Origin of the sequence: Paraburkholderia sp. Cpub6 (assembly GCF_014201065.1) — a bacterium.
GTDB lineage: Bacteria > Pseudomonadota > Gammaproteobacteria > Burkholderiales > Burkholderiaceae > Paraburkholderia > Paraburkholderia tuberum.
The window spans coordinates 204,609-228,216 of sequence record NZ_JACHDM010000011.1; the positions used below are offsets into that span (position 1 = coordinate 204,609).

The 23,608-nt window shown below is 61.5% G+C and carries 17 protein-coding genes and 1 pseudogene; 2 read left to right on the plus strand and 16 right to left on the minus strand.

What is annotated here, in order from left to right; translation table 11 throughout:
* Positions 1 to 9 precede the first annotated feature (9 nt).
* From gph to HDG33_RS20260, 5 genes are all read right to left on the minus strand, one after another.
* Positions 10 to 702 (minus strand): phosphoglycolate phosphatase, encoded by a 693-nt coding sequence (gph, locus tag HDG33_RS20240; protein ID WP_184032447.1) that lies wholly within the window; start codon positions 700 to 702, stop codon positions 10 to 12.
* Complete coding sequence (locus tag HDG33_RS20245; RefSeq protein ID WP_184032449.1) at positions 693 to 1,514, minus strand: HAD family hydrolase; 822 nt, start codon at positions 1,512 to 1,514, stop codon at positions 693 to 695. The genes gph and HDG33_RS20245 overlap by 10 nt, the downstream gene beginning before the upstream one ends.
* Before the next feature lie 146 nt (positions 1,515 to 1,660).
* Positions 1,661 to 2,083: a biopolymer transporter ExbD gene (locus HDG33_RS20250; RefSeq protein WP_184032451.1), complete on the minus strand. Its 423-nt coding sequence runs from the start codon at positions 2,081 to 2,083 to the stop codon at positions 1,661 to 1,663.
* A complete protein-coding gene (locus HDG33_RS20255) occupies positions 2,074 to 2,841 on the minus strand; it encodes a MotA/TolQ/ExbB proton channel family protein (RefSeq protein ID WP_184032453.1) in 768 nt (255 codons plus the stop codon). The genes HDG33_RS20250 and HDG33_RS20255 overlap by 10 nt, the downstream gene beginning before the upstream one ends.
* A 58-nt stretch (positions 2,842 to 2,899) precedes the next feature.
* Positions 2,900 to 3,682 (minus strand): TonB family protein, encoded by a 783-nt coding sequence (locus HDG33_RS20260; RefSeq protein WP_260330524.1) that lies wholly within the window; start codon positions 3,680 to 3,682, stop codon positions 2,900 to 2,902.
* 179 nt (positions 3,683 to 3,861) lie between these two features.
* Here HDG33_RS20260 and HDG33_RS20265 point away from each other — a divergent pair, with 179 nt between their 5' ends.
* Positions 3,862 to 4,977 carry a beta-propeller fold lactonase family protein gene (locus HDG33_RS20265; RefSeq protein ID WP_221311477.1) on the plus strand — a complete coding sequence of 372 codons (1,116 nt, stop codon included), beginning with the start codon at positions 3,862 to 3,864 and terminating at the stop codon, positions 4,975 to 4,977.
* Between the two features lie 160 nt (positions 4,978 to 5,137).
* Here the strand turns inward: HDG33_RS20265 and HDG33_RS20270 are convergent, their stop codons facing one another.
* Complete coding sequence (locus tag HDG33_RS20270; protein ID WP_184032461.1) at positions 5,138 to 5,407, minus strand: hypothetical protein; 270 nt, start codon at positions 5,405 to 5,407, stop codon at positions 5,138 to 5,140.
* A gap of 450 nt (positions 5,408 to 5,857) precedes the next feature.
* On the opposite strand from HDG33_RS20270, the gene HDG33_RS20275 reads away from it, so the two are divergent.
* Positions 5,858 to 6,304 carry a hypothetical protein gene (locus HDG33_RS20275; protein ID WP_184032463.1) on the plus strand — a complete coding sequence of 149 codons (447 nt, stop codon included), beginning with the start codon at positions 5,858 to 5,860 and terminating at the stop codon, positions 6,302 to 6,304.
* Here the strand turns inward: HDG33_RS20275 and HDG33_RS20280 are convergent.
* The 10 genes and pseudogenes from HDG33_RS20280 to HDG33_RS20325 form a co-directional block, all read right to left on the minus strand.
* Positions 6,261 to 7,838 carry a phosphoesterase gene (locus tag HDG33_RS20280; protein ID WP_184032465.1) on the minus strand — a complete coding sequence of 526 codons (1,578 nt, stop codon included), beginning with the start codon at positions 7,836 to 7,838 and terminating at the stop codon, positions 6,261 to 6,263. The genes HDG33_RS20275 and HDG33_RS20280 overlap by 44 nt on opposite strands.
* Before the next feature lie 431 nt (positions 7,839 to 8,269).
* On the minus strand, positions 8,270 to 8,674 hold the full coding sequence (locus HDG33_RS20285) for a hypothetical protein (RefSeq protein ID WP_260330525.1): 405 nt from the start codon (positions 8,672 to 8,674) through the stop codon (positions 8,270 to 8,272).
* Between the two features lie 135 nt (positions 8,675 to 8,809).
* Complete coding sequence (locus tag HDG33_RS20290) at positions 8,810 to 9,475, minus strand: DUF799 domain-containing protein (protein ID WP_184032467.1); 666 nt, start codon at positions 9,473 to 9,475, stop codon at positions 8,810 to 8,812.
* A 10-nt stretch (positions 9,476 to 9,485) separates the two neighbouring features.
* Positions 9,486 to 9,854 carry a DUF4810 domain-containing protein gene (locus tag HDG33_RS20295; protein ID WP_260330526.1) on the minus strand — a complete coding sequence of 123 codons (369 nt, stop codon included), beginning with the start codon at positions 9,852 to 9,854 and terminating at the stop codon, positions 9,486 to 9,488.
* A 68-nt stretch (positions 9,855 to 9,922) separates the two neighbouring features.
* Positions 9,923 to 10,603, minus strand: coding sequence for a CsgG/HfaB family protein (locus tag HDG33_RS20300; protein ID WP_184032469.1), 681 nt, complete (start codon positions 10,601 to 10,603; stop codon positions 9,923 to 9,925).
* 57 nt (positions 10,604 to 10,660) lie between these two features.
* Positions 10,661 to 12,448 (minus strand): ShlB/FhaC/HecB family hemolysin secretion/activation protein, encoded by a 1,788-nt coding sequence (locus HDG33_RS20305; RefSeq protein WP_184032471.1) that lies wholly within the window; start codon positions 12,446 to 12,448, stop codon positions 10,661 to 10,663.
* Positions 12,445 to 12,783, minus strand: coding sequence for a small multidrug resistance protein (locus tag HDG33_RS20310; protein ID WP_184032473.1), 339 nt, complete (start codon positions 12,781 to 12,783; stop codon positions 12,445 to 12,447). Before HDG33_RS20310 ends, HDG33_RS20305 begins: the two co-directional genes overlap by 4 nt.
* A 2-nt stretch (positions 12,784 to 12,785) precedes the next feature.
* Positions 12,786 to 13,955, minus strand: a complete 1,170-nt coding sequence (locus HDG33_RS20315; protein WP_184032475.1) for a hypothetical protein — start codon at positions 13,953 to 13,955, stop codon at positions 12,786 to 12,788.
* 158 nt (positions 13,956 to 14,113) lie between these two features.
* Positions 14,114 to 14,302, minus strand: a pseudogene (locus HDG33_RS38335) (hypothetical protein); the annotation flags it as partial.
* A gap of 255 nt (positions 14,303 to 14,557) precedes the next feature.
* Positions 14,558 to 23,026: a hemagglutinin repeat-containing protein gene (locus HDG33_RS20325; RefSeq protein WP_409259045.1), complete on the minus strand. Its 8,469-nt coding sequence runs from the start codon at positions 23,024 to 23,026 to the stop codon at positions 14,558 to 14,560.
* Between the last annotated feature and the right edge of the window lie 582 nt (positions 23,027 to 23,608).

The following is a 23,608-nucleotide window of genomic DNA, read 5'->3' on the forward strand; positions in this document are numbered from 1 at the left end:
CGGCTCGAATCACGCACGCAATGCCGGCCGCGCTTGCGCCAGAAGCGCCGGCAATGCCTCGAACGAATCGATCAGCGCGTCGCAGCGCGGCAGGTCGGCGCCGCTCGCGCTGCCATAGCCGTAGCTGACGATGAACACCGGCATCTCGGCCGCGCGCGCCGCCGCGACATCGACCGATGAATCGCCGACCAGCACGCAACGTTCGTGCTCGACGTCGAGCAGCCGGCACGCGTGCCAAAGCGGCTCGGGCGACGGCTTCATGCTCGCCACGGTGTCGCCGCCGACCAGCACGTCCAGATAAGCGGCAAGCCCCGTTTTGTCGAGCAGCGCCGCCGCCAGTGCCTGCGGCTTGTTGGTCACGCACGCGCAGCGGTACCCGTGCTGCTGCAACGCGCGCAGCCCGGCCATCACGCCAGGAAAAACCCGACTCAGCTTTGCGTTGGTCACCGCGTAATGCCGCTCGAACACGGCCTGCGCATGGTCCAGTTCGACGCGCTCGCCGAGGCCCGCCGCATCCAGCGAGCGTTGCACGAGCTTGCGCAGGCCGTTGCCGATGAAGCCGGCCACCCTGTCGTAAGGCAGCGGCGTGGCGCCGAAATCCGTCAGCATCAGGCCGGCGGCCGCGACGATGTCCGGCGCGGTATCGACCATCGTACCGTCGAGATCGATCAGGACAGCGTGGTAGTCGCGGTTCATTGCCATGACGCGCTCGCGTTCGCCTGGTCCGCGTTCAGTGCGCCGTGCGCGGCCGAATCGGGACGACGCGTGGCGTCTTGATGCCAGCGGCGCAGTGTCGCCAGATCCACCCAGCGATGCCATTCGCCGCGCACCATCGGAACGATCGGCGCGTGCGGATCGCCGAGATGAGGCAGCACGGCCAGCGCGCCATCGAAGTCCTCGTGCGCGGTAAAAGCGCTCGGCGTGACGACGACGGGCACGCACGCGGCGCGCGCTGCCAGCATGCCGTTGCGCGAGTCCTCGAAGGCGAGACAGGCCGCGGGCTGCAAGCCGAGCTGTTCGAGCACGTGGCGATAGACGTCGGGGGCGGGCTTTTTCGCCGGCGTGGTGCAGGCGTCGCCGATTGCCGCGAAGCGATGGCGCCAACAGGCGCCGAAATGCGCTTGCAGCAGCGCGTCAAGGTTGGCGGGAGTCGTGGTCGTCGCGATCGCCACGCGTAGACCGGCCTCGTTCGCCTCGTCGATCAGACGCGCGATGCCGGGTCGTAGCGGCACGCCGCGTTCGCGCATGCGCTCGGTGTAGTGGCGCGTTTTCAGCGCGTGCAGCGCGTCGACGGCCTCTCGCGCTCGCGGGCGCGCGGCTTCCTCGCACTCGAGCGTGCGCCAGTAATGCAGCAGACGCTCCTTGCCGCCCGCCACTTTCAGCAAGCTGGAATAGAGCGCTTCGTCCCAGAACCAGTCGAGGCCCGCTTCCGCGAACGCGGCGTTGAATGCGTGCAGATGAGCAGTCTCGGTGTCGGCGAGCGTGCCGTCGACGTCGAAGATGAGGGCTTGCATCGTGTGGTCCTCGCGAGGGTGGGGTGCCGTTCAGACACGCACCACGATAGCCGAGCCGTCCGCCGATTCAAATTCAGAGATTCTTTCGCCGCCGATAAGCGGGACTTTGTGTGCCGGCACGCACCGAACACGCACGCCGCGCCGCGTCATTTGCCCAACTGCGGATCGGTCACGAAGCCCAGCTTCGTGAGCCCGCCACGCTGCGCCGCCGACATCACGATCGCCACCCGCTCGTACGGCACCTTGCGATCGGCGCGCAAATGCAGCGCCGGCTGCGGCGTCGCGAGCGCGGCTTGCGCGATGCGCGCGCGCAAGGCGTCGTCGGTCACGGGCTGACCGTCCCACAGCACCTTACCGTCCGCTTGCACCGCGACGTCCACGTGCGCGGGCTTGAGCGCTTCCGGCTGACTGCTCGCGTGCGGCAGATCGATCCTGACCGCGTGTTGCAGCGCCGGAATGGTGACGAGAAAAATGATCAGCAGCACCAGCATCACGTCGACGAGCGGCGTCATGTTGATCTCGTTCATCAAACCTTGATCGTCGTCGTCGGAGAAAGGGCTCATTGCCATTCGAGGTCTCCGTCGCGGGTTGCGTTCGTCGCGTTGGTGCCGCGCGGCACCACGCGCATCTGCGGCCCGGCGCTCGACGGCAACTGCGAGCCGGTCACGAAGTACGCGTGCAAGCCGTGCGCGAAGCGCTTCAGGCGCGCGACGATCGAGCGGTTCGCGCGCGTCAGACCGTTGTAGCCGAGCACGGCGGGAATCGCGACGAAGAGCCCGAACGCCGTCATGATCAGCGACTCGCCGACCGGGCCGGCGACATGGTCGATCGAGGTCTGACCGGTCTCGCCGATCACGATCAGCGCATGGTAGATGCCCCACACGGTGCCGAACAGCCCGACGAAAGGCGCGGTGCTGCCGATCGACGCGAGAATCGCGAGGCCGCTTTGCAGGCGCGCGATCGTCTCGTCCATCGTGTCCTGCAGACGCCGGGTGATCCAGTCGGACACGTCGATGCGGTCGTGCAGATGCTGCTGCGTCTGCCGATGGTGCGTCGCGGCTTCATGGCCCGCCAGCGCGAGCGCGAGCAGCGGGTTGTCGTGCGCGTCCGATTCCGGATGGCCGAGGCTGCGCAGCCCGTCGTCGAAGCGGTCCGCGCTCCAGAAGCGCGCGTCGCTCCGGGTTGCGCGCCTGAGGCGGATCAGTTGCCACAGCTTCACGATGATCACCGTCCACGACAGCACCGACATGATCACGAGCACGCTCAGAATGCCGCGCGTGACGATATCACCTGAATCCCAGACGTTTGCGAGTCCGTAGTGTTGCATGGCGAGTTCCTTCGTTTGGTGTCCCTGGTCTGTTTGGCGGTGCGCTTACCCTGTTGCGTCACTCGGTCAGTCCGAACACGAACGACTGCGAGTACGCGGCGCGCACCGGCGTGCCGTTTTCGGTGTACGGCTGGCAGGCGCCCGCATGGACGGCGGCGAGCGCCGCGTCGTCGAGCCGCGCGGAGCCGCTGCTGGTTTGCAGCTGCGCCGTTTCGATATGCCCGCTCAGCCCGACGACGAAACGCACGATCGCCGTGCCATGCTCGCCGCGCCGCTTCGCGATGTCGGGATAGTCGGGCTTCGGAATCGAGCAGTCGACGTGCGACACGTTGCGCGGCTCGGTCGACGCGGGCACCGCCGGACGGACGGCGGAAGCCGATGCCGCCGACGGCGCGGCGGCTGTTGGCACGGCGGCCTGCGGTGCCGCCGATGGCGCGGCGGGCTGCGTGACGGGCTGCGCGGTGCTTTCGCGTGTCGGAGACGGTGTCGGCACAGGCTTTTCCACACTGCGCGGCACCTGCGCGCGAGGCTGCGGCGCCGGTTTGACGCGTACGGCGGGGTGCGTGACCGGCGGCGTTGGCGCCGTCGGAACGACAGCGGCGGGTGGGGGCGGCGCGGGAGGTGAAACAACCGGAGCGGGAGGCTCGGGGCTCAGCAGCGACGCGGTGATCGTGCGCGGCTCGACCGGACGCTCGACGATCCGGTTACGCGCGCTCAACGCGATGGCGAGCAGCACCAGATGCGCGACGATCACGGCGCCCAGCACGATGGCCGCGCGACGGTAACCGGCCGCGGCATTCGTAGGACTTGCTGGGTTCACCATGGCAACTTGCAGCATCATCGCCACCTCCGCGCTCATTGTCCCCCGCCGACCCCGCTTTTCAAACCCGCGACGGCCGGCGCGAAGCAATTCGGGAAAATCTCCCGCCGATCCGCGTTGTCAAACAATCGCCCGGTGGGCTACCTTGAAACGATGACGCGAATCATCGCGGCGCCGCCATATCAACCCGGAGTACAACGATGCTGGAGACACGGATTTTCCCCCGACCACCACGCCGTTCCCTCGCGCTGGCCTGCGCGCTCGTGCTGGCCGCGAGCGCCGCGCATGCCGCGGCCGCGCCGCTCGCCTACGTGACGAGCGAGAAGGCCGGCGTCGGCGTGATCGATATCGACAAGATGACGCTCACGCAGACCTTTCCGGTCGGCGCCGGTGGCCCGCGCGGCCTGAGCCTGAACGCCGACGGCACGCGTCTGCTGGTCGCCAACAAGAACACGAACGATCTCGCGGTGATCGACACCGCCACGGGCAAGGTCGTCCAGCGCGTGAAGATCGGCAAAAACCCTGAATATGTGCGGGTGCGCAACGGCTACGCGTACGTGACCTACGAGCCCGGCGAGGACGGCGGGCCGCCGGGAGCCAAACCCGACGCGAAGGGGGACAATAAGCCCGAAGCGAACGCGGGCCACAAGCCCGGCGCGGACGACGACGACGCGAACAAGCCGCCCGCCGAAATCGCGATCATCGATATGAAAAACTGGCACGTGATCCGTTCGGTCACGAGCGGCCACGAAACCGAAGGCATCGAATTCTCGCGCGACGGCCAGATGATGCTGGTCACCAACGAAGGCGACGATACGGTGTCGATCTATCACGCTCGAACCGGCGCGCCGATCCGAACCGTGAAGCTCGCGGCGGGTGGCCGGCCGCGCGGCATCCGGCTGTCGCCTGACCGCAAGCATTATGTTGTCACGCTGGAGTCGCTCAGCAAGTTCGTCGTGATCGACGCGCACACGTTCGAGGTAGTCAAGACCGTCGACACCAAGCTTGGTCCCTATGGCGTCGCGTTCGGCCCGAACGGTCAGCGGCTTTTCGTGGCCGCCGCGCGCGACAAGGTGGTCCAGGTGTTCGACGGCCACACCTTCGAACATGTCGCCGATGTGCCGGTCGGCCAGCGCTGCTGGCATTTCAGCTTCACGCCGGACGGCTCGAAGCTGATGGTCGCGTGCGGTCGCTCCGACGCGGTCTACGTGCTCGACGCGAAAAGCTATCAGCCGCTCAAGCAGATCGGTGAGCTGCCGCTCGCGTGGGGCATCGTCACGTATCCGCACAGCGACGGCTCGATCGAATCGCATTGAGCGGGGCGGGCGAATGAGCTGTTATCGGGTCCTGCCATACCAGTACGTTCGCGCGCGGCACCGCCGCCGCGAGCTGTTCGCGGGTGAGGATCATTGCGTGTCTCCAAAAACGAAACAGCCCCGTCGAAGCGGGGCTGTGTTGATGAAACAGGCGGGGAAATCAGGAAGTGCGACGCGTCGCGAGTGCCCGGTCGATGAACCAGAAGGTCACCGTCCCGCTAAAAATCTCCATGTCACTTGACGTCCAGATGAGATTCGTCGCATCCGCAAGCGATGCGTGCTGCGAGAGTGCGATATAGACCGTGAGCGCCTTGTCGAGCGAATATAGCGCGAGTAACCAGAGCGTCACCACGGGCACCATAAGGTTCACGCCATCGAGCGGCGCGATACCAGGTGGACCGATGTTCGCAAGGGGTTTCGCCAGGTTCAAGCGTGTTGGCCCGATCGCTTCGATGCCTCCAGGCGTCGATGACCTCGGGAATGATGCCCAGCGCGCCGCCGCCGCATGCGCTGAGCATGGCGTCTATGGCTGATTGCGTCACGTTCTCCTTACCTCGGACGCGACCGAACAAACCGACACTCGCGATACCATACTGTCTCCCTCCCGCTTGAGGGTATGCATATGGCACCACTACGTACAACTCTGCGTGGCATCGCCGATGTCACGAAAACGATCGCGACCATCCGAGCGGCCCAGCTTGCATATCGGGAGCAATACTGGCGTGCTCGGGCGGAACGTGGATGGAATGGGCGTTATATGTATAAGTCCAGACGCGACCTGACAGTCACAGTCCGATCCGGCCGCCAGCGGCCATGTTCGAGGCAAGGGGCGGCAGCCGACCCGTTTCTGCCCCTAGACGGATTCGGGCGAATGTCGCCTATGCAATTCCAAGCGACCCTTCTGCTCACCGCCCAGTTTCGGCTAAACCAGCTCGTCAACAACAACTTTGGCGCGCCGGTGGCCACCGCGCAGCATATCGTTGTTACCGCGCTGAATGGCGGAAACGACCCGCACGGCAGCGGGGACATCACGGGTAACGGCGCCACTTACGTTGATTCAACCGGTCCTTCGCCCGTCATCCGCATCGTCTATAACGTGAGTCAGTGTTGTGGCAAAGGGAACTTCGGCCTCGACAGCCAAGGGAATCACATCACAACCCCCAACCTGATCATTCTCTTTCATGAATTCTCGCACGCCTTCCGCGCAGTGACCGGAACGAATCAGGCGAGTAATGAGCCGCCAACAGCAAGTGCGTCCTGCGGCACTGCGCCCGCCAGTGCTTTCATGTGTTCGAGATCGTGGTTTGCGTCCCATCCAGCTTCATAAGCGAAACGCTGAATTTTTCGTTGTAGCTTCGTACTTTGTTCCGCAAAAAAGACAAGGCCACTGCCTCGCCCAGTTGGATCGAGGTCAGTGTGTCGCTACGCCAGTGAATGCCTGCGTGTATGCCGTGGCCGAAGCTAATGTTGCTGGCGAGCTTATGAAGTTCCCCGTTGATATCAAGAGGTGGCTCACCGGCGGGAGGAACGTAATTCACGAGGTCGGTCCGGCCAGCGTTAGGCACTTGCGGTGTTGGAATCTTGAAGGCGCCGTCGTAAAAGAACTTGAGAACAGTGATGCAGGCACCGGCCACTGCGCCATGTCCGGTCGGATAGGCAGGATGGGTTGGCGACCCCTCCGGAAAGGCCTGGGGCAACAGCCAACTGTTGAACTTCGTATGAGATGCCTGCACGGCCTTAGAGTTGAGAACAGTAGGGCTTAATTGAGCCTGAATTGAGCCCCCCGAGCCTGTCTTCATCAAGTGAACAATTCCCCCCCCCGACTCGGGTCGATGACGCAGGTGAACCCACCATTTCTGATACCAAACAGCATTGAGCGCTGCAGATGCGGCAGCCGCCAAGCTGGATGCGATGTCTGGCCCCCCCATTGTGCCGAACCCGTTTTGAGTTTTTGCGCCGGGTTGGGTTGGCGCGTAGGGATTTCCAGGGTTGAGTACTGCCGGATTGGCGCTGAGGAAAGAATTTAGTACTAGGTTGGCTATGAAATAAGCCTGGTAGAGTACATCGCTGTGTGTATAGGCGGCGAGTCCACGGCCATCGTGTAAATAAAGCGGCGCGGGGCTTGCGGTTAATGCATTCACTGGCGCCTTGCCGTTCTGCACGTCAAGGAACTCAGCTGCCGATAGCATGAAGTCCTGCCCTGCCGCGTTAGTCATGTACTTCTGCGTTACAGGAAGCGCTCCCATATTCGTGGACTTCAGCAGAAACTGGGAGACATACGGGCCTGTCTGCTCTCCTTGAAATAAACCCCGAAATAGCAGGGCCGAGGTCACCTTATTCGAAGCATCTCTAGGGCCGGCGTAAGCGGCAAGGGCTGAAAGCTCCGCTACCGCCTGCGCGGCGGTCGGATCAGTTGCATAGTCCACGAAGGACACATCACGCAGCAAAGACGCCCAATAGAGCTCAATGAGTTCGGCTGCATATTCCTCGCTTGCCAGAGGCGGGGCCGGCGGTACTGAGAATTGTGAGGAGTCAGGGCAGTCCTGAAAGAAAGCCAGTCCACCTTGCGGACCATTTTGCGTTCTCGTTCCGCCCAGGACAATGTGCTCGAAATCCATGGCTGTTCCGCTGGCGAGCGCTCTTTTGAACGAGGCATAGGCAGCCAAATCTACAAGACCGATTCCAGTCTGCAGTACACCTTTGGTGTACGTGCCGGACTTGTCGGCATAGTGCGCCTCGTCTTCGTTATCGAATTGCGTTGGCTGACTCATAAACGCATCATTCCCCGCTTCCGCGACCCGCAGGGCTATCGAACGTTGGACACGATACTCGGACGCCGGTTTGAGTTCTTCATTAAGCATGAATTCTTCTCCCTTTAGAGCGGTGAGAATATACGCCGCACCTCGCCGTGCGGCATAACGCATTTAGTCGAGAAATCAAGGCTGCCACTTAACTGCATTGCCTTATGTTTCTTCGTTATATAGCAGACGGCCACGCTATATGTGACAATGTCGTTTGTCACATATAGCGTGGCTGGAAAGAACGACTATCCAAATGTCGGCCGTGATTACCCACAGCGGAAACGCCGGGCAAGGCGAAGCAGGTTAATTTACTCTGCTATGGGGATCGCCAAACAAGGGAAAGGTCACGCTTGCCTCACGAATCATCGATCGCTGTCGCTTCGTTAAATAATGACTTGTCGCTCCTCAAGAGACGTTCGTCAACCGACTGCGAAGGACCGTTCGTGGCCGCACTGAGATCGACGATCTGACATCGTCTGTCTGACCAAGTCCTATTTTCTACGCAGCAACTGACTATCCGGCAACGGCGATGTCGCAGCCGAATGGAAAAACCGGCACAGCCGGTCGCACGATTCGATATAACGATATTTCGGCACACTGCCAAGCACCTCGTCGTAACGCGACGCGACCAGTCCGACAGTGACGGTTTGTTCCGTCGACACCTGCCAGCCATGCCCCTGTGCGGCAGCGGAGATACTGCTGTCCAGCACGGTCTCCGCTTCGCGAAAAAGCGCGACGTCTGCTTCCGGGCAAGCGGTTCCGAGCATGAAGTACGTCAGATAGAGCATCTGCAGCAGACTCACCATCGTCTCTGCCGTCCCGTGCCCGGATCGAAGGACCGCCAGAGCAAGATGGCCTTCCAGAGAAAGATCGCGCAAGAAAGCCACACGCACCATAAAACCCTCGATTGAAGAGCCGCTGCATAGGGACCGGCAGCTTTTGCGTCAGGAATACAAATGCGGTGCCGTCGACAACCCAGTACCGTACGAGCCATCTGCCGCCACAGCCAGTCCCTGCTGATCGAGGATTGTTCAATCAGCGCCGTATTGAGGTGACCGTGGCCCGTAAAGCAGCCCGTTCGGCGGCCCGGCATGCAGAAGCCGATAGCTCGTCACTCCGGCAATATCGTGCCCCCTGTCCGTCAGCGAATTCGCGACCTGCTTGATCGCTGCCATGACCAGCATGCCGATCAGGCCACCGCCAGCATTGTTGTTGCCCTCATTGCTGTTGGCGCTCGCACTACCCTGCCATAGCACGTCACCGGTCTTGAGATCGACCAGCCTGGCGGACGCCGTTACTACTGTTGCACTGTCGACGACGTGGTACACGGTGCCGTACTGTGTGATCTTCGAATACAGGGCCGTGTCGGCACCGAAGATTTCGCGCAGCTTCGCGGGCGAGGTAGCCTCGATCTCGGCCGCCATCGTCAGGCCGTTCTGCCTGAACGTTTTGTCCATCACCGCCACCGGTATCACGTAGTAGCCGGATTCGGCGAGCGGCATCGTCATCTGCGAGAGCATGCTGTTGGTCGCCTGAACGTCCGCCGTTTCATTGGTCGGCGGCAGCACCAGGATCGAGCGCGGCCGGCTGTTCTTGAATGCCGTGTAGTCGGCGTGCTTCACAGGTTGCGCGCACGCGGACAGCAGTGCAACAGTCGATAGCGCAAACCAGAGTTTGAAGGAAAGGATCTTGGACATGGCGGCTCGCTCAGGGCTGTTTCGGTTTCTTCATCAGGAAGTCCATGTAGGTCGAGGACTCCGGAAACAGCTGCTTCTCGGACTCGAACTCCTGCATGGCCTGGGTGTCGTTCCCGACACTCGCGTACAGCATGCCCAGTTGCGCATGAAATCCCGGCGGCGGCGTGTGCCCCTTGCCGCTGATGTCCTGGAGGGCCTTTTCCAGCGCATCGATCTGCTCCTGCGGAGCCTTTTCTCCCTTGAGATAGTCGTACACGGCCGGCTGGTAGCCGGTCCACTGGTAAAGAGGCTGGGGGCGGTTCGCCGCGCATCCCGTGAGGAGCATGGCAGCCGCCGTTACCGGCAGACAGATTCCCCGCATCATGCGGCTATGTTTCATCGTGAATCGCGTCATTATGTTTATTGCAGCTACGGTTGAAAGTGAATGGCCGCAATGGCCCGGCGCACTTACTGTGCGGCCTTCAGCGTGCCTGCATCGACCTGCTCGACCAGATGATTGACGGCCTCCTGAATCGCCAGATCGAGCACCTTGCCGTTCAGCGTCGAGTCGTAACCGGCGGTGCCGCCAAAGCCGATGACTTCACGGTTCGAAAGGCTGAATTCACCTGCCCCCTGGCTCGACGCCACGACTTCCGATGTCGTCGTGTCGACGACGTTCAGGCTGACCTTTGCGTAGGCCACCTGACTCTTGCCACGGCCGAGGATGCCAAATAGCTGCCGGTCGCCCACCTCCTTGCGACCGAACTCCGTTACGTCCCCGGTGATGACGAAGCGCGCCCCCTTGATCGATTGTGCTTTTTTGAGGAAGCCTGCTTCCTGGCGGATTTCGTCGAGGTTGTCGCGATCGAGCACATTGAAGCGCCCAGTCTGCTGGAGCGCCGTCATCAGGATGGTTTTGGACTGACCACCGAGACGGTCAACGCCGTCCGAGAAGATGCCGCGCATATAGCTCGACCGGTTGTCGAACTTGCCGACTGAAATGCCGATGGGTTGGCCCACTGCTGGCTTCTGCGCACTGGCGACGGGGGGCACCGGCAGCGAGCGCGACGACTCGGTTGCACATCCGCCCAGCGCCACCACAACGGCAACAGCAACGGCTCCAAGCCCATTCGTTTTCGATAACTTCATTTTGTTTTCCTCTTTGTTGAAACGCCGAAAACCGGGATAGCGTCGGCAGGGTGAATATCAGAATTGAGCGGTCAACTGGAAACCGAGCGTCACGCGCGCAGTGGGAAAATCTGACGGCTTGTAGATCGGCGTCCCGGCGAACAGGTCATAGGCGAGCGCGCCAGCCTTTGCTGATGCACTACCGCGCACACCGAGCACCGCACCTGCCAGCTGTGTACCGGCGAGATATGCGGCGTTCGGTCCGAACACGTGCCCGTAATCGATGCCTGCGTAAAGTGACTGTCCGGTCGATCCAACCGGTAGCTGCAACTCGTTGCGCCAGAAGAAACCGCGCTCGGCCGCGAGCATCGTTTCGCCGTCGAAGCCGCGCACCGTGTAGCGGCTGCCGATGGTCAGGTCATCGATATAGTTCAGCGTGTTGTTCGTGAACTGCCCATGCACGCTCGTCACGTAACGCAATGGCTGGCTTGCTATCCCGAACGGCATTGACAGGTTCGCGTCGAGGACGGCCATGCGGAAGCGGTAAGTCGGGCCATTCTCGTAGAAGTCTGGTGTCGCCCCGAGTCCGCCCATACCCTGACGGTACGCGAGGCTGCCGTCGAACTGCGAACTGCCGAAGTAGTGGCGATCGGTAAGGCCGGCCTCGATGAACGTGTTGTTGCGCCGCTGCTGCGGGATGTCGGTGTCTTCAATGAAGCTTTCACCGAAGCGCTTCGTCAGGCGGAACTGCGCACCAAGTACGTTGTTCTGGCTGCGCATCAATACCCGCTGAAGTTTGAAATCGACGGTCTGCGCGTTGCCGCTCGATACGAACGTCTGGTTGGCGCCCGCAATCTGCTGGTAGTACGTGTTCGTGTAGGCCGATAGCGTGCCGGTCCAGTAACCCCACGGAACCGAATAGAAGCCGTTCCAGCCGTGCGAACCGAGACCTTTGTCACCGAATTCGAGGTCCTGGCTCACACCAACGTTGAAAATGTCGTCTAGCCCGAGCGGGTTGTCGATGCCAAGGCTCAGGTTGCCTTGCAGCTTGCCGGTGGCCCGCGTGCCTGAGTTGTCCACCGAGGCGACCACCGTCCAGGGCTTCGCGCGCTTTACCGTCACGACCACATCGCTTTCGCCCGGTACGTCAGTGGGTTCGATTTTCATGTCCACGTCCTGACTGCTGACGCGCTTCATCTGTTCAAGTCCCTGTTCGAGGTCGCGCAGGTTCAGCATGTCACCCTCGCGGGCCGGGAATGCGCTTTTCCATGTGCCGCGCGTGGCGGGATCGGCAAAGCGGATCGTTCGCACGACACCCGGCACCAGTGCGAACTTCAGCACGCCGCTTGACAGGTCCTGCTCAGGCAGCAGTACGCGCGTGGTGATGTAGCCGCGACCGAGAATAGCCTGCTGCAATCCCTTGGTGAGCGTGTCGAGTCCGGCCTTGCCGATGCATTGCTCCCGGTAATGGTCGAGCCATTCGCGTGCGAAGGCGAAGCGGTCGAGCGGTAACGCGGATGCACCCTGTTTGCGCACGGCATCAGGTAACGTGGCAGGTACGTCGAGCAAAAACCATTCGATGCGAAAGCATGGCGTTTCAGCAGGCAGTTCCGGCCAGACGCTGGCCTTCGGCGCGGTCGAGCGTACCGAAGGCGCGTTGACGGTCTTCTCACGCTGCTGCGCGTCGCGTTGCTGCTGGAGCTGCTGGTTCTGTTCGGCATTGGCGCGCGCCGCTGCGGCTGTATCTGCCGGAGTCGGGGCCTGCTGCGCGAGTGAAGTCGAACTACCTAGCGCAAAGAGCGCTGCCGCCAACGGAAGGACAGACAGCGCCGCCCTGCTGACCTGTAGAGATTGTTGCTTTGTCATGCCGGCCTTGTAACTAACCACACACCACCAAGAATCACTACCGCGCCGACCAGCTGAGTCGGCTTTAACACCTGCTCATGCAGCGCCGTGAACGCCAGTACGACCAGGATCGAGACGGCGACCATCAACGGATAGGCGACGCCCAGACTGGCCTTGCGAAGCGCAAGCGCATAGAGAACAAATCCGACTCCGTAAGAGCCTATTGCGGCCACGCGGAGCAGAAGCGGCACCCATTCACCTACTGACGGTGTCGCGGCCCGAAGTGCGGCGAGCCGCAGCAGAACACTTGCCAGTCCGCTCAACATGCCGCTGGCAATCAACGCGATCAACGACATGACTAGCCCGCCACGTTGGAACGCACGCGCGTCTCAACGTGCGCCTGATCGCTTTCTGCGTTCGAGAAGATCTGCCCGAAACGGCTCGCGCCATTCAATGCAACGAGCACGATCGCGGGGAAAGCAAGGGAAAGGTTGCGGATCTCGTCGGTATAGCCGAAGAGCACGAACAGAACGAGGAGCGGCAGGAACGCGGCAAGGAAGTATCGTCTGTCGCTCACACTGGTCTTCTGCCACGCACGGCGAAAGAACACAATCGTGGGGACAAGGATCAGCGGATTCTGAAGGCTCGGCGTCAGGATGCCCTTGGCAACCAGGTTATAGAAACGAACGTATGAAGCCGGGTTAAGCCAGAACAGCAGGTTTTCTTTCGCGTGAAACTCGATGAAACCGCCGCTGTTCGCTTCGTAGCCGTTCATGATGAAATGCCGGCTGACGAAACAGCATACCAACTGGAGCGCCAGCCAGCCGAACCGGCTGCGCATCGGGACGTCCCGCTGGTGCAGGAAGAACAACGCAAGTGGCACGAGAAAGAACGTTTCCTTGTTGAACGAGAAAAACGCAATCGCCAGCGTGCAGGGGATCATCCAGCGCTTTAGCATGAAACAACATGCGCTGAACGCGCCCAGTATTTCGATGAAGTCGTAGTAGTACGCGCCCGCCTGGAACGTAAGTGGGTAGATGAAGCTGAAGCCAGCCAGAAACCCGAGTGCCTGCCCGAACGACAGGCCACGCATCCGCGCCAGCTTGTAGATCAGTAATAGTGCAAGCGCCATCGACAGCACCACGAAGAAATAGACGATGTGGTACGTGATGGCGACCATCGGCGTCCAGTACGTGTCCGGGACGCCGCTGAAGTAGCTATGGTGCAGCGAATCATAGCGACTGATGGACTTGAACAGTTTCTGCTGGAGCGCGGGGTTCAGTTGCCCGGCCATGTACTTCGCCGCTTTGGCGAACGTGGAGCGGTAGACGTACGGCCGCGGAGCCGTCCCCTCGATCATGCTGACCAGCGTGAGGCTTTGCGCATAGCCGTCCAGCTTGTGATCGTCGCGAAATCCGAACTTCAGCAATACACTGTTCGTGATGTTTCCTGCGCACACGAGCAGCAGGACGAATACGATCGAGAACCGGCAGAACGCCAGCATCCTGTTTCTGTTTTTCAAATTCATTTTGCAGGAACCTGTCAAAGCTGCACAAAGTGGGCCGTCATCATGGTGGCGACCATGATCAGAATGGTAAGGAGGCTGCCGTGATCTTCGATCAGATGGGCTAACGGGCCGTCATCCATTACGCCCCGCACGGTCTTGATCCACAGGCGCGCGAACAGGGCGATCAGGCCGCCCTTGAGGTCGGTGTTACCCACGACACTGATGTTGAATCCGCCGTCACCGGCCGAGATTCCAGCCTGTTCATTGACACCCGCATAGCTGCCGCTCGCGCTCGCGTCGGTGTGACTGAAGCTCGCACTGCCGCCGCCCTGACTGATGCTGAATCCGCCGCCCGTACTTTCCTGATAATCCATGAGATTGTTGTTGCGACGACTACTTAATCAATCCCGCCTTGCGGAGTTGTTTGGGTAGCAAGCAGATATGCACGATCAGAAACATCACAAACAATGGAATGCCGATCCAGAGCAACGTCAGATTCTCGTCTAGGTTGAACATGATTCGGCATAAGCCGGCCACTATAAACGCGTAAACTCCGCTAGAGCCCACTGCAATGCTGCCAACTATCGTGATAGTGCGCTCTGCAGCGAGAATCTTTTGCCAATTCAATTCTTGCCTCCTGCCTTGTGCACATCGTTAATGACGTTCAATCCTTTAGTTCCAACTCCAAACAGCAGAATACCTTGCGTGGTTCCGTAAGGTGCTGCCTGGCCAGTGAATGGAATCAGCGTACTGTTGTTGATACGCGGCACTGTGACGTCAAACATTGAACCTGAACGATTCAGGCCGTCTGCCGTACCCATTTTCAACGGCACTTGGGTTCTTAGCGCGCCGATAGCGAAGGCAAGGTTTGCAGCATCATAGACCGTATCCCCCCACGTGGGAGAGAGCTGGTTAAAGCCCCATCGCAACGGATTCGTACCGGGGGAACTGATACCGTTGTAACGGTTGTAGAGACCATCCCCGCCCTCAGTCATGTCACTTACGCCGACGGCTATCATTCCGGCACCGCCCAGGGCACAGCCCGCGCCAGTGGTCGCACATATTCCCACACCGGTCTTGACCGTCACCCCGCCAAGAACAACCTTGGCCGCATCCTTCGCCGTGCCCAACGGATCACTCTTCACCATATCTCCGATCTTCTGTGTCGGCGTGTAGACAAACAATCCCGCCTCCTGCTGACGATTCACCCAATCAATCTCCGGCCCAAGCTGCGACGCCTCAAGCTGACTCACGTAGTTCGCGTTGTACTGGTCGCTTCCTTGGGGATACTCGGCCCAACATTTCACTGCGTAGCACGCCGCCTGCGTCAGCTTTTTCTCTTCCGCCGCGTCGCCGTTGGCCTTATCCGCAATCGCCTTCTTCTCATCCGGATGCAACTGCCGATTAAACCGATCCACGTTGTACCCCGAGACTGCACCTGCATTGCCGCCCACCGCTGCGCCTGCGCCCGTGGCAATCGCATTTGCTACGATGTTCCCGAGAGCTTCATTCATTGCCGCATTGCCAGTCGGATTCGAACCGGCAATCGCATCGCTCAGGTTGTTCAACTGTCCGGCCGCAATCGACGCAATCGCAGCGCCGGCAGCGCCACCGATGGCATTGCCACCTGCCAGGCCGGTCACAAGGGCCGCGCCTGCTGCCTGCATCATCGCGCGATCTGTGCCGCCTTCCTTCCACGCGTCCATGCCTGCCTGATCGCCTGCGGCGGCTGCCTCGTCATACTTCGTTTTTGCATAGTCGCCAATCCGCCGGGAAACGGCTTCGCCCGCTGCGCTCGCCGCCGCCATCATGTCGGACTGTCGGTCAAGCAGGTCGTTCACGTCCGGCAATTTCGCCACCGTGCCGTTCGTGTTCGACGTATCCCGGTTCAGGCTTGCAATGTCCTGCGTCTGGTTTGCCGTATCGGTCGTGATGATCGTTCCCGCGCCGATCGCGCTTTTCGTCGTCGCGCTGTCGCTTCCGCTGTCGTTCTGGCTTAGCATCGGCGCGACGCCGCCCCCGTTGATGCCTGACGTGCTGCCGTGCGTGCTGTAGTTCGCGCCACCATCGCCCGCCGTGATGCCCCCGCCGATTCCGCTGGAATGTGCGTCATAGCTGGATGAATTCTGAACGTCAGAGAACGTCAGCGTACCTGTCGAAAGCGTGTTTTTCGACGCATCGGCCTCGCTGGCGATCAGGCCGCCCTTGAGGTCGGTGTTACCCACGACACTGATGTTGAATCCGCCGTCACCGGCCGAGATTCCAGCCTGTTCATTGACACCCGCATAGCTGCCGCTCGCGTTCGCGTCGGTGTGACTGAAGCTCGCACTCCCGCCGCCCTGGCTGATGCTGAATCCGCCGCCGGTACTTTCCTGATGCGCGGCGCTCGTCATCGTGTCCTGTACGCTTGCGATATTGAGGTTGCCGCCGACGCTGGCATTCACCTGCTGGCCGCTCACGTTGGACCCGATGATGTTCGTATCGCCGCCCGAAATGATTGTCGCCGTATTGGCCGCCGTCACATGCGTGTTGTTCTGCGTGGCCGCATCGGTATTGCCGTCGCCGCGCGCCTTCGACATGGCGGCATCGACGCCGAAACCGCTGCTGCCAAAGGATATGCCGACGCTGCCGCTGCTCGACTGGTTCGTGCTGCGCGTCGAATCGGTGTCGGTCGTATTGACGAGATTCACCTGATTCTGCGCCGCGAGAATCACGTCGCTGGCATTCACGTTCGAACCGGCGATGGTCACGTTGCCGCTGCCGGCCGTGGCGTTACCCGTTGCGACAAACGCCGCTGTTCCGCCAGCCGTCACGTTCGACCCTACGTGTGTCGTGGAGTCCTCCGCGTACGTGCTTTTCGAGCTACTGGAGCCGAAACTGAGTTCGACCTTCATCTGAGGCGTGGCGCCCGTCGCAAGATCGTTGACCAGCCCGCCTGCGGCCATATTCGCGTCCCACGCCGCGCTCGCTGCCGCCATGCCATGCAATGCCGCCGCACGGTCGTCCTTGCTGTTGCTGGCGGCATGTGTCTGGTCAACCGCATTCGATATGGCATCGACGACCGGCGCTTTCACGGCAAGGGTGAACCCGCTCTGTTTTACCGCATGCGATTCGTCATAGTGCGTGGTGTCGGTGGCGGCGTCGATGACGACGTTCGCGCCCGTACCGGTGACGTTCTTCGCAGCAATGAGATCACTGCCTGTCACATGCAGATCATTGCCCGCGGCAATGCTCAGATTGCCCGCGAGCGAGCCAACTGTGCTGCCCGTGTTCGTCACCTGCGACGTATTGGTCGTATCGGTCTGCGTCTTGCTGCCGACCGAGATACCGACGCCGCCGCTCGTACCGAATCCCGACTCATGTTTCTGGTAGTACGTGGACGTAGTCTGCGTATCCTCCGAAGTCGTAATGTTGACGTTGCCAGCCGCTGCGAGATTCACGTCGTTCGTGCCTGCCACCGTCGAGCCTTTCACGGTCAGGTCCTTGCCCGCGCCGATGTTGACGGTATCGCCTGCCACTATACTTGCCACGCCGATATTTGCCTGCGTGTTCTGTGTCGTGTCCGTGGTCGAGCCGTGAAACGCGCTTCCGCGCTTCGATTCGGTCGCCACGTAGCTGTCGTGTTCCTCGCGGGCTTCGTTCAGCGTGACGTCGCCGCTTGCGGCAATCGTCGCTGCCCCTGTACCCGCCGTGAGTGTCGAGCCGGTCAGCGTCACATTGCCCTTGCCCGCGTCGGCGCTGACCGCGCCAAGCGTCGCATTGCCGCCTGCGGTAAAGGTCGTGCCGACCGCCCGCTCGTCGTACGTATGGTCAACCTCCTTGCGGGAGGGACCGTCCGTGGCAACGTTGTTGAAAGTGGCGGTGTCCGTCACCGTGGTAGCCGTCAGGTTGCCGCCCGCGATCACCGCCAAGTCGCCGCCCGCCGCAACGGTCGCGCCCCTGAGCGTCGTGTCGTTGCCGCTCTGCATCGCGAGACTGCCGCCTGCCGCGATTGCACCCGTCTCATTGATCGTGCTGCTGGCATCCCAATGGTGCTGCGCGTTCTGCATCCCGGACTGCGACGTTGTGGACTGCACCGCGTCAACCGTGATGTCATGTCCTGCCGTGATCTGCGCGTCACCGCCAGCGGCGATATTCGCGCCGTGCATGGTCAGGTCATTGCCCGCTGCAACCACCATGTCGCCGGTCGAGGCAATCGTGCCCTGTGCGCCAAGCAGCGTGGTGCTCATCCTGCTGTCGCTGGTCGCGTTGCTTACGCCCCCCGTGTTGACCAGCGTCGTATTGATGATGTTGTTGCCCGCCAGCACCGCAACGCGATTGCCGCTGATCATCCCGGACGCATTGACCACATCGTTCGTCGCGGCCACGACCGTGGTGCCGTTCGTCCCACTGCTGCCGATGGTGCCGCCACGGTTCAGGATATCGGTGGCGCTCACGACCGTCTGCGTACCGCCTTTGATCACGCCGCTGTTCGTGGCGCTGCCGGTCGCATGAATCTCGACGTCATCGGCGGAAATCAGCGCGCCGGTCGGTTGCAGATCGTTCGCATGGGTCTGCGCGAGATAGACAACGGGCGCGAGGACCTGTTGCGTGCTGCCATCCGGCAGCGTGACGGTCTGACTGACCAGCCACACGATATCGCTGGTCAGTGCATCCATCTGCGCGGCCGTCAGCGCGATACCGGGCTCAAGCCCGAACTGTTGCGCAACGTTCACGCCGTTCGTCATCAGCGCCTGATACTCGTCGAGGTTGTTCGCATAGCCCTGGAGGTAGACGCGGCCCGTCAGTTGGGTGATCTGCTCGCGGACAAGCTGTTCCTCATACATGCCGTCGCCCAGGCGCTTCTCCACAGTCTGCGGGTTCAGGCCGAGCTGCTGCAGCATGTAGTCGCTGGAAATGAAGCTGGTGTAGCTGGTCAGGCGAGGGTCGGTCACCACCAGATACGATGCGCCGGGCGCGGTCTGATACGTGTAAAGACCACTCTTTGGCAACGTGACGTTCAGCGCGCCGGTGCTGCTCGCGACCGTCTGCGGGGCCTTGACCTGCTGGCCCGTCAGCGCCTGATTCGCGCCGAGCGTGCCGCCCGTCGCGCCGGTGGCCGAGTTCGCCGCTGCGACGTTCGTATTGTTGATATCCGTGCCGCTGATCTGGACCGCGTTATTCGCGATGATCGTGCCGCCCGTGCCACCGATCGCCACAGGCGTCAGGACGATTGACGGTTCCGTCACCGTCTGCCGGTCCTGGCTGGTGTCCACGTTCCACGCATAGGTGGAAACGATGTCCTGACGCTGATACTGATACAGCGTCTGTCCGGTATTGTTCACCAGCGTGCCGCCGTAATTGCCGCTGCCGTTGGCAATCTCGCCGTCCTGCTGGCTGGCGCCGATCTGGATCGAGCCGCCCGCTGCGATCGCACTATAGCTGTTGTTGAGCGTACCGACGTTCGCCAGCGTCAGGTTGCCGCCCGCCAGCAGTTGCGCCTGCTGGGCCTGCGGACCGGTCACCTGGTCCTGCTGCGTGGTGGTCGTCGTGTCTCTCGCGACCTCGACGACCTGATAACCATTATGTCCACCGCTGAACGTCGGGTATTCGGTCGACGGCAGGTAGTTGATGTTCGGGTCGTAGTCGTCCCAGTAGTTGACGGTGACCGAACCGTCAGCGTTCTTCGTCAGCGTGTTGTACCAGATCGTCCGTTGCTGGCCGTTGACGTTGACCACCAGCACGTTGTCGGTCGCATTCGGCCCCGAGGTCTGCGACACGATCTGCGAGGCGCTGAACGTTGCGTCGAGCGGATTCTTGTAGCCATCGCTCCAGGTGGGATTGGAACAGGCCGGAATCGGACCACCGGTCGGACAGATGATGTACTTGCCGCGCTTGGTCTGGTGTTCAGTCTCAACATCGGTTGTCACTGTCTCAACGGCGGGCGCGGGCCGCGAGTTCGTCAGCGTCTGCGTCGCGACTTCGATATTGCCCTGCGTCTCGATGGTGGACTGGTCGTTGGTGAGCGAATTCGAGCGGTTCGCGAGCAGACCGTTACCGTCGCGCGTCGCGTCGGCGGCGATGTTGATATTGCCCAGGCTGAACAGGTTCGCGCCGCCGGTGTTCGAGATATCGCCGGGCGAGTACAGGTTCAGTTGCGAAGCGGCGGCCATGATGGCAGCGGGGCCGGTGTTCACAATGGACTGGCTGGCGTTCGCCGTGACGGTATTGCCGATGAGGGTGGCGGTGTTGGTCAGAGTGGCGCTATTCGTCGTAACGGTGTCGCCCTCGATGCGGCCTTCATTGGTGATCGCGTTCGCCGCGTTGACGGTGGTGCTGGCCGAATTGAGGTCCGCGCCCGCCTGGTTGTCCACGTTCGCCGCATTAACCGTCAGCGCGTTGACCGCGCCGAGGGTCCCCTGGTTCGTGAAGCTGCCTGCCGTCGTGAAGCTCAGATCGTGATTCGCCTGGATCAGGTTGGCGGTGTCGAGCGTGTAGTCGCCATTGATGGTTACTGCGCCGTCACGGCCCGCCACGATGCGGCCGTCACCGGTCAGCTGGTTCGTCGCGACGCTCAGGTCCTGGTCGCTGCCGATTGCGCCGCCCTGGTTGGCCAGCGTGCCAGCCGTGATGGCAACGCTGCCACCACTACCGTTGTCATTGCCGATCCGTCCCGACGTGTTGTCGAGCGTCGCCACGTTCAGACCGAGCGCACCGTTGGCGTGGATCGAACCATTCTGGTTCACCAGCCACGCGCCCGCCTGGTCGAGCGTGAGGTTATTCGCACCCGAGAGTGTGCCGCCCGTGTTACTCACCGACTGCGTCGCGTTCAGCGTCAGGTCGTGACCTGACACAATCTGTGCGCCGTCCGTGTTCGACAGCGTCTGCGCGTTCACAGTCACGTCACCGTTGCCGCCGATCGTACCAGCGCCGCTCAAGCCGCCCGTGTTGGCGTTCGTGATGGTTGCCGCGCGAATGGTCGTCGCGCCTGTGCCGACATTGGCGATACGGCCATTCGTGTTGTCCACCGATGCGCCCGACACCTGCAATGTCGTACCCGCGCCGTCCGATTCGATCTGGCCGCCGGTATTGACGAGCGCGCCCGATGCAGAGGCCGATACGCTGCCGTTGCCCTGGATCAGACCCGCTGAATTGTCGAGCGCGCTGCCGGACTGCACGGTTGTCGCCCCGGATGCGGTGACCGTACCGCCCGCATTGTTGACGCTGCCTCCCGCGACGGACACGTCACCGTTGCCGCCGATCAGTCCGTTGCCGGTGTTCGTGAGCGCGCCGCTGGCGCTTACCGTCGTGGCTCCGGTGCCGCCGTTCGCAATCGTGCCGCCATCGTTCGCAACGCTCTGCGCTGACACGTCGAGCACGTCGTCGGCCTGCACCGTGCCGCCCTCGTTGTTCAGTGTGCCCGTGCCGCTTATCGATACGTCGCGTGCGCCGACATAGCCGCCTGCGCTGTTATCGAGCGAGGCCACCTGAAACGTCGCGGACGATTGCCCCGCCAGCGTTCCGCCCCGGTTCGATACCACGCCCCCATGGACATCCAGCGAGCCATTCGTGGCGATGGTGCCCGCGTTGTTCGACAGCGAACCGGTGGCAATGGACAGGGTGCCGGTCCCGGAATCCGTAATCCTGCCGCCGTCGTTGATGAGCGCAGCGGGCGCGAGCGTGAGGCTGGAACTATTCGTCGCCAGCGATCCGTTCGTGTTGTCGAACGTACCGGATACATTGACGGTTGTCGGCCCGGTGCCGGTCTGCGTTAGCGTGCCGCCGTGGTTGGTGAGGTTCGCTGCCGCCAGGGATAGCTGCGTCGCGTTGAGCGTTGCCGCACTGGTGTCAAGCGTCTGCGCGGCGGAAACATTGAGCGCGCCGTTAGCAGCGCTCTGGCTGCCCGTCAGCGTTACGTTGTTGCCCTGAAGCGTGACATTGCCACCCGCGATGTTCTGACCTGTTGCGGAAAGGGTATCTGCCGCGCTCAGGTTCAGATCGCCGCTCTGGCCAACGCTGCCATCCGCATTGATGCCCGCGCCGAGGGTGCCGGTTGACGTGACGTTCCCCGCACTGATGGTCAGGTTCTGCTGCGCGTAGGTCGACCCGCTGTTGTCCACATCGCCCGCCGCTGACACCGCAAGATTGCCGCTCGCGGTTGTCTTGCCGGTGAGAACCAGCTTGCCCTGCGTCGTGAGCGTCAGGTCGCCCGCCTGGGCGGCGATGACACCCGCATTCGACACGCCGACACCGTTCTCGGTGCCCACCAGCAGGATACGGTTGGCGTACATGCCGCCAAGCTGGCTCACGTCGATGGACACGCCCGGCGCGGGACCGTCGCCCGCAATAGGGGTGGCCGCAAGCGTGTCGTGACTGACCTGATTCGCGCCGGTGATGACACTCAGGCCGTTGGCACGGATGGCCGCGTTAGCCTCCACCGCGCGGGAGATCAGGTCCACCTGATCAATATTGGTCGCGTCCAGGCCCGCGCCCTGGACGGTAATCATGCCGCCAGTTACGTTGAAACCGCTCAGGTTGCCGCCCGCATCGAGCAGCGGCGTACCGGTGGTGAGAATGCCGCGCGTGGTATTGATGAAGCCGCCGCCATCGACCACGATCCCCGAACCGTTTGCCACGACGACTTCGGCCCTGTTGCCCGCCACTTCGAGATAGCCGCGCAACTGGCTGGGCGAATTGCTGTTGACCTGGTTGAGAATGATCCGCGCGGACTGGCCTGGCGAAAGATTCGGGTTACCACTCACCTGTCCTGCGAGTTGCGTGTTCGTGATAACGGGCGAGTTGTTCAGGATCGCGCCGTTTTTCTGCACATCGAACTGCGAATACGTATTAACCGAAACACCCGCATTCGACGCCTTGTTGATATCGACCTGCGGCAGGCCATTGCGCGTCTGGATGACATTCGGCGCGTGGGCGCCCGAGGGCACGATCTGCGCATCCGCGAGAACAGGTGCGAGTCCGCACAGCACCAGCGCGGCGAAAGCTGCGTGACGCATGGCGAACAGTGTGATCGGGCGCCGTGAGGCCGATGAATGGGTCTTGCCTTGACTTGCGTTGCCGTGGGCAATGGCGGTTTCCGCGACAGCGACGAGCATACTCCGGCACCGGCTGAAAACCAGCTTGAACATGTTCTTGTTCATTCTGCATAGCGTATTTTTTTAACCTGCCGAAAAATACCTCATACCACCGCTCGGGTAAGTTAAGAATTGTCAATGCAGTGCGAAGCAACAACAGAAATCAAAAACAGGAATTGTCTGATGGACGCAAAGCGCCAATATGCGCAGACGAGATATGCAAACGAATAAACGTCTGCTTCTCGCCGTGTAATTGAAAAAGGCGCCATCAAGCCGCCTTCATTGGAATGCCGACAGAACCGGCTAGTGTTTTGTCGTGGTAAAGCCAGGAGTCACAGGTCTGCCGTTTTTTTGACGTTTATTGTCAATTTTTGTCAAAACGGATCTATCCTAAATTAAAACTGTTGACTGTGATTCCTTTAGATAGTTAATTCGTCGGGTGTTTTCTGGAAAATCAGAAGAGGTCAAATGGAACAACAGAAACAGGACGGCACTGGGGACGAGGAAGGGCAGTCTCAAGAGTCAAGTGCAACGTTTAGCTAATCCGGCCTTCTCTAACTCTTTAGCCATTGCTTCCTCGGGGGAGTCCCAGCCGAGCGTCTG

What these genes read in the sequence shown, in the direction of transcription:
- HDG33_RS20300 (WP_184032469.1), bottom strand. Translation starts at nt 10,603, where the DNA reads ATGAAGTTATCGAAAACGAATGGGCTTGGAGCCGTTGCTGTTGCCGTT.
- HDG33_RS20295 (WP_260330526.1), bottom strand. Translation starts at nt 9,854, where the DNA reads ATGAAACATAGCCGCATGATGCGGGGAATCTGTCTGCCGGTAACGGCG.
- HDG33_RS20325 (WP_409259045.1), bottom strand. Translation starts at nt 23,026, where the DNA reads ATGCTCGTCGCTGTCGCGGAAACCGCCATTGCCCACGGCAACGCAAGT.
- HDG33_RS20280 (WP_184032465.1), bottom strand. Translation starts at nt 7,838, where the DNA reads ATGCTTAATGAAGAACTCAAACCGGCGTCCGAGTATCGTGTCCAACGT.
- HDG33_RS20265 (WP_221311477.1), top strand. Translation starts at nt 3,862, where the DNA reads ATGCTGGAGACACGGATTTTCCCCCGACCACCACGCCGTTCCCTCGCG.
- HDG33_RS20290 (WP_184032467.1), bottom strand. Translation starts at nt 9,475, where the DNA reads ATGTCCAAGATCCTTTCCTTCAAACTCTGGTTTGCGCTATCGACTGTT.
- HDG33_RS20250 (WP_184032451.1), bottom strand. Translation starts at nt 2,083, where the DNA reads ATGGCAATGAGCCCTTTCTCCGACGACGACGATCAAGGTTTGATGAAC.
- HDG33_RS20285 (WP_260330525.1), bottom strand. Translation starts at nt 8,674, where the DNA reads ATGGTGCGTGTGGCTTTCTTGCGCGATCTTTCTCTGGAAGGCCATCTT.
- gph (WP_184032447.1), bottom strand. Translation starts at nt 702, where the DNA reads ATGGCAATGAACCGCGACTACCACGCTGTCCTGATCGATCTCGACGGT.
- HDG33_RS20255 (WP_184032453.1), bottom strand. Translation starts at nt 2,841, where the DNA reads ATGCAACACTACGGACTCGCAAACGTCTGGGATTCAGGTGATATCGTC.
- HDG33_RS20310 (WP_184032473.1), bottom strand. Translation starts at nt 12,783, where the DNA reads ATGTCGTTGATCGCGTTGATTGCCAGCGGCATGTTGAGCGGACTGGCA.
- HDG33_RS20275 (WP_184032463.1), top strand. Translation starts at nt 5,858, where the DNA reads ATGCAATTCCAAGCGACCCTTCTGCTCACCGCCCAGTTTCGGCTAAAC.
- HDG33_RS20260 (WP_260330524.1), bottom strand. Translation starts at nt 3,682, where the DNA reads ATGATGCTGCAAGTTGCCATGGTGAACCCAGCAAGTCCTACGAATGCC.
- HDG33_RS20315 (WP_184032475.1), bottom strand. Translation starts at nt 13,955, where the DNA reads ATGAATTTGAAAAACAGAAACAGGATGCTGGCGTTCTGCCGGTTCTCG.
- HDG33_RS20305 (WP_184032471.1), bottom strand. Translation starts at nt 12,448, where the DNA reads ATGACAAAGCAACAATCTCTACAGGTCAGCAGGGCGGCGCTGTCTGTC.
- HDG33_RS20245 (WP_184032449.1), bottom strand. Translation starts at nt 1,514, where the DNA reads ATGCAAGCCCTCATCTTCGACGTCGACGGCACGCTCGCCGACACCGAG.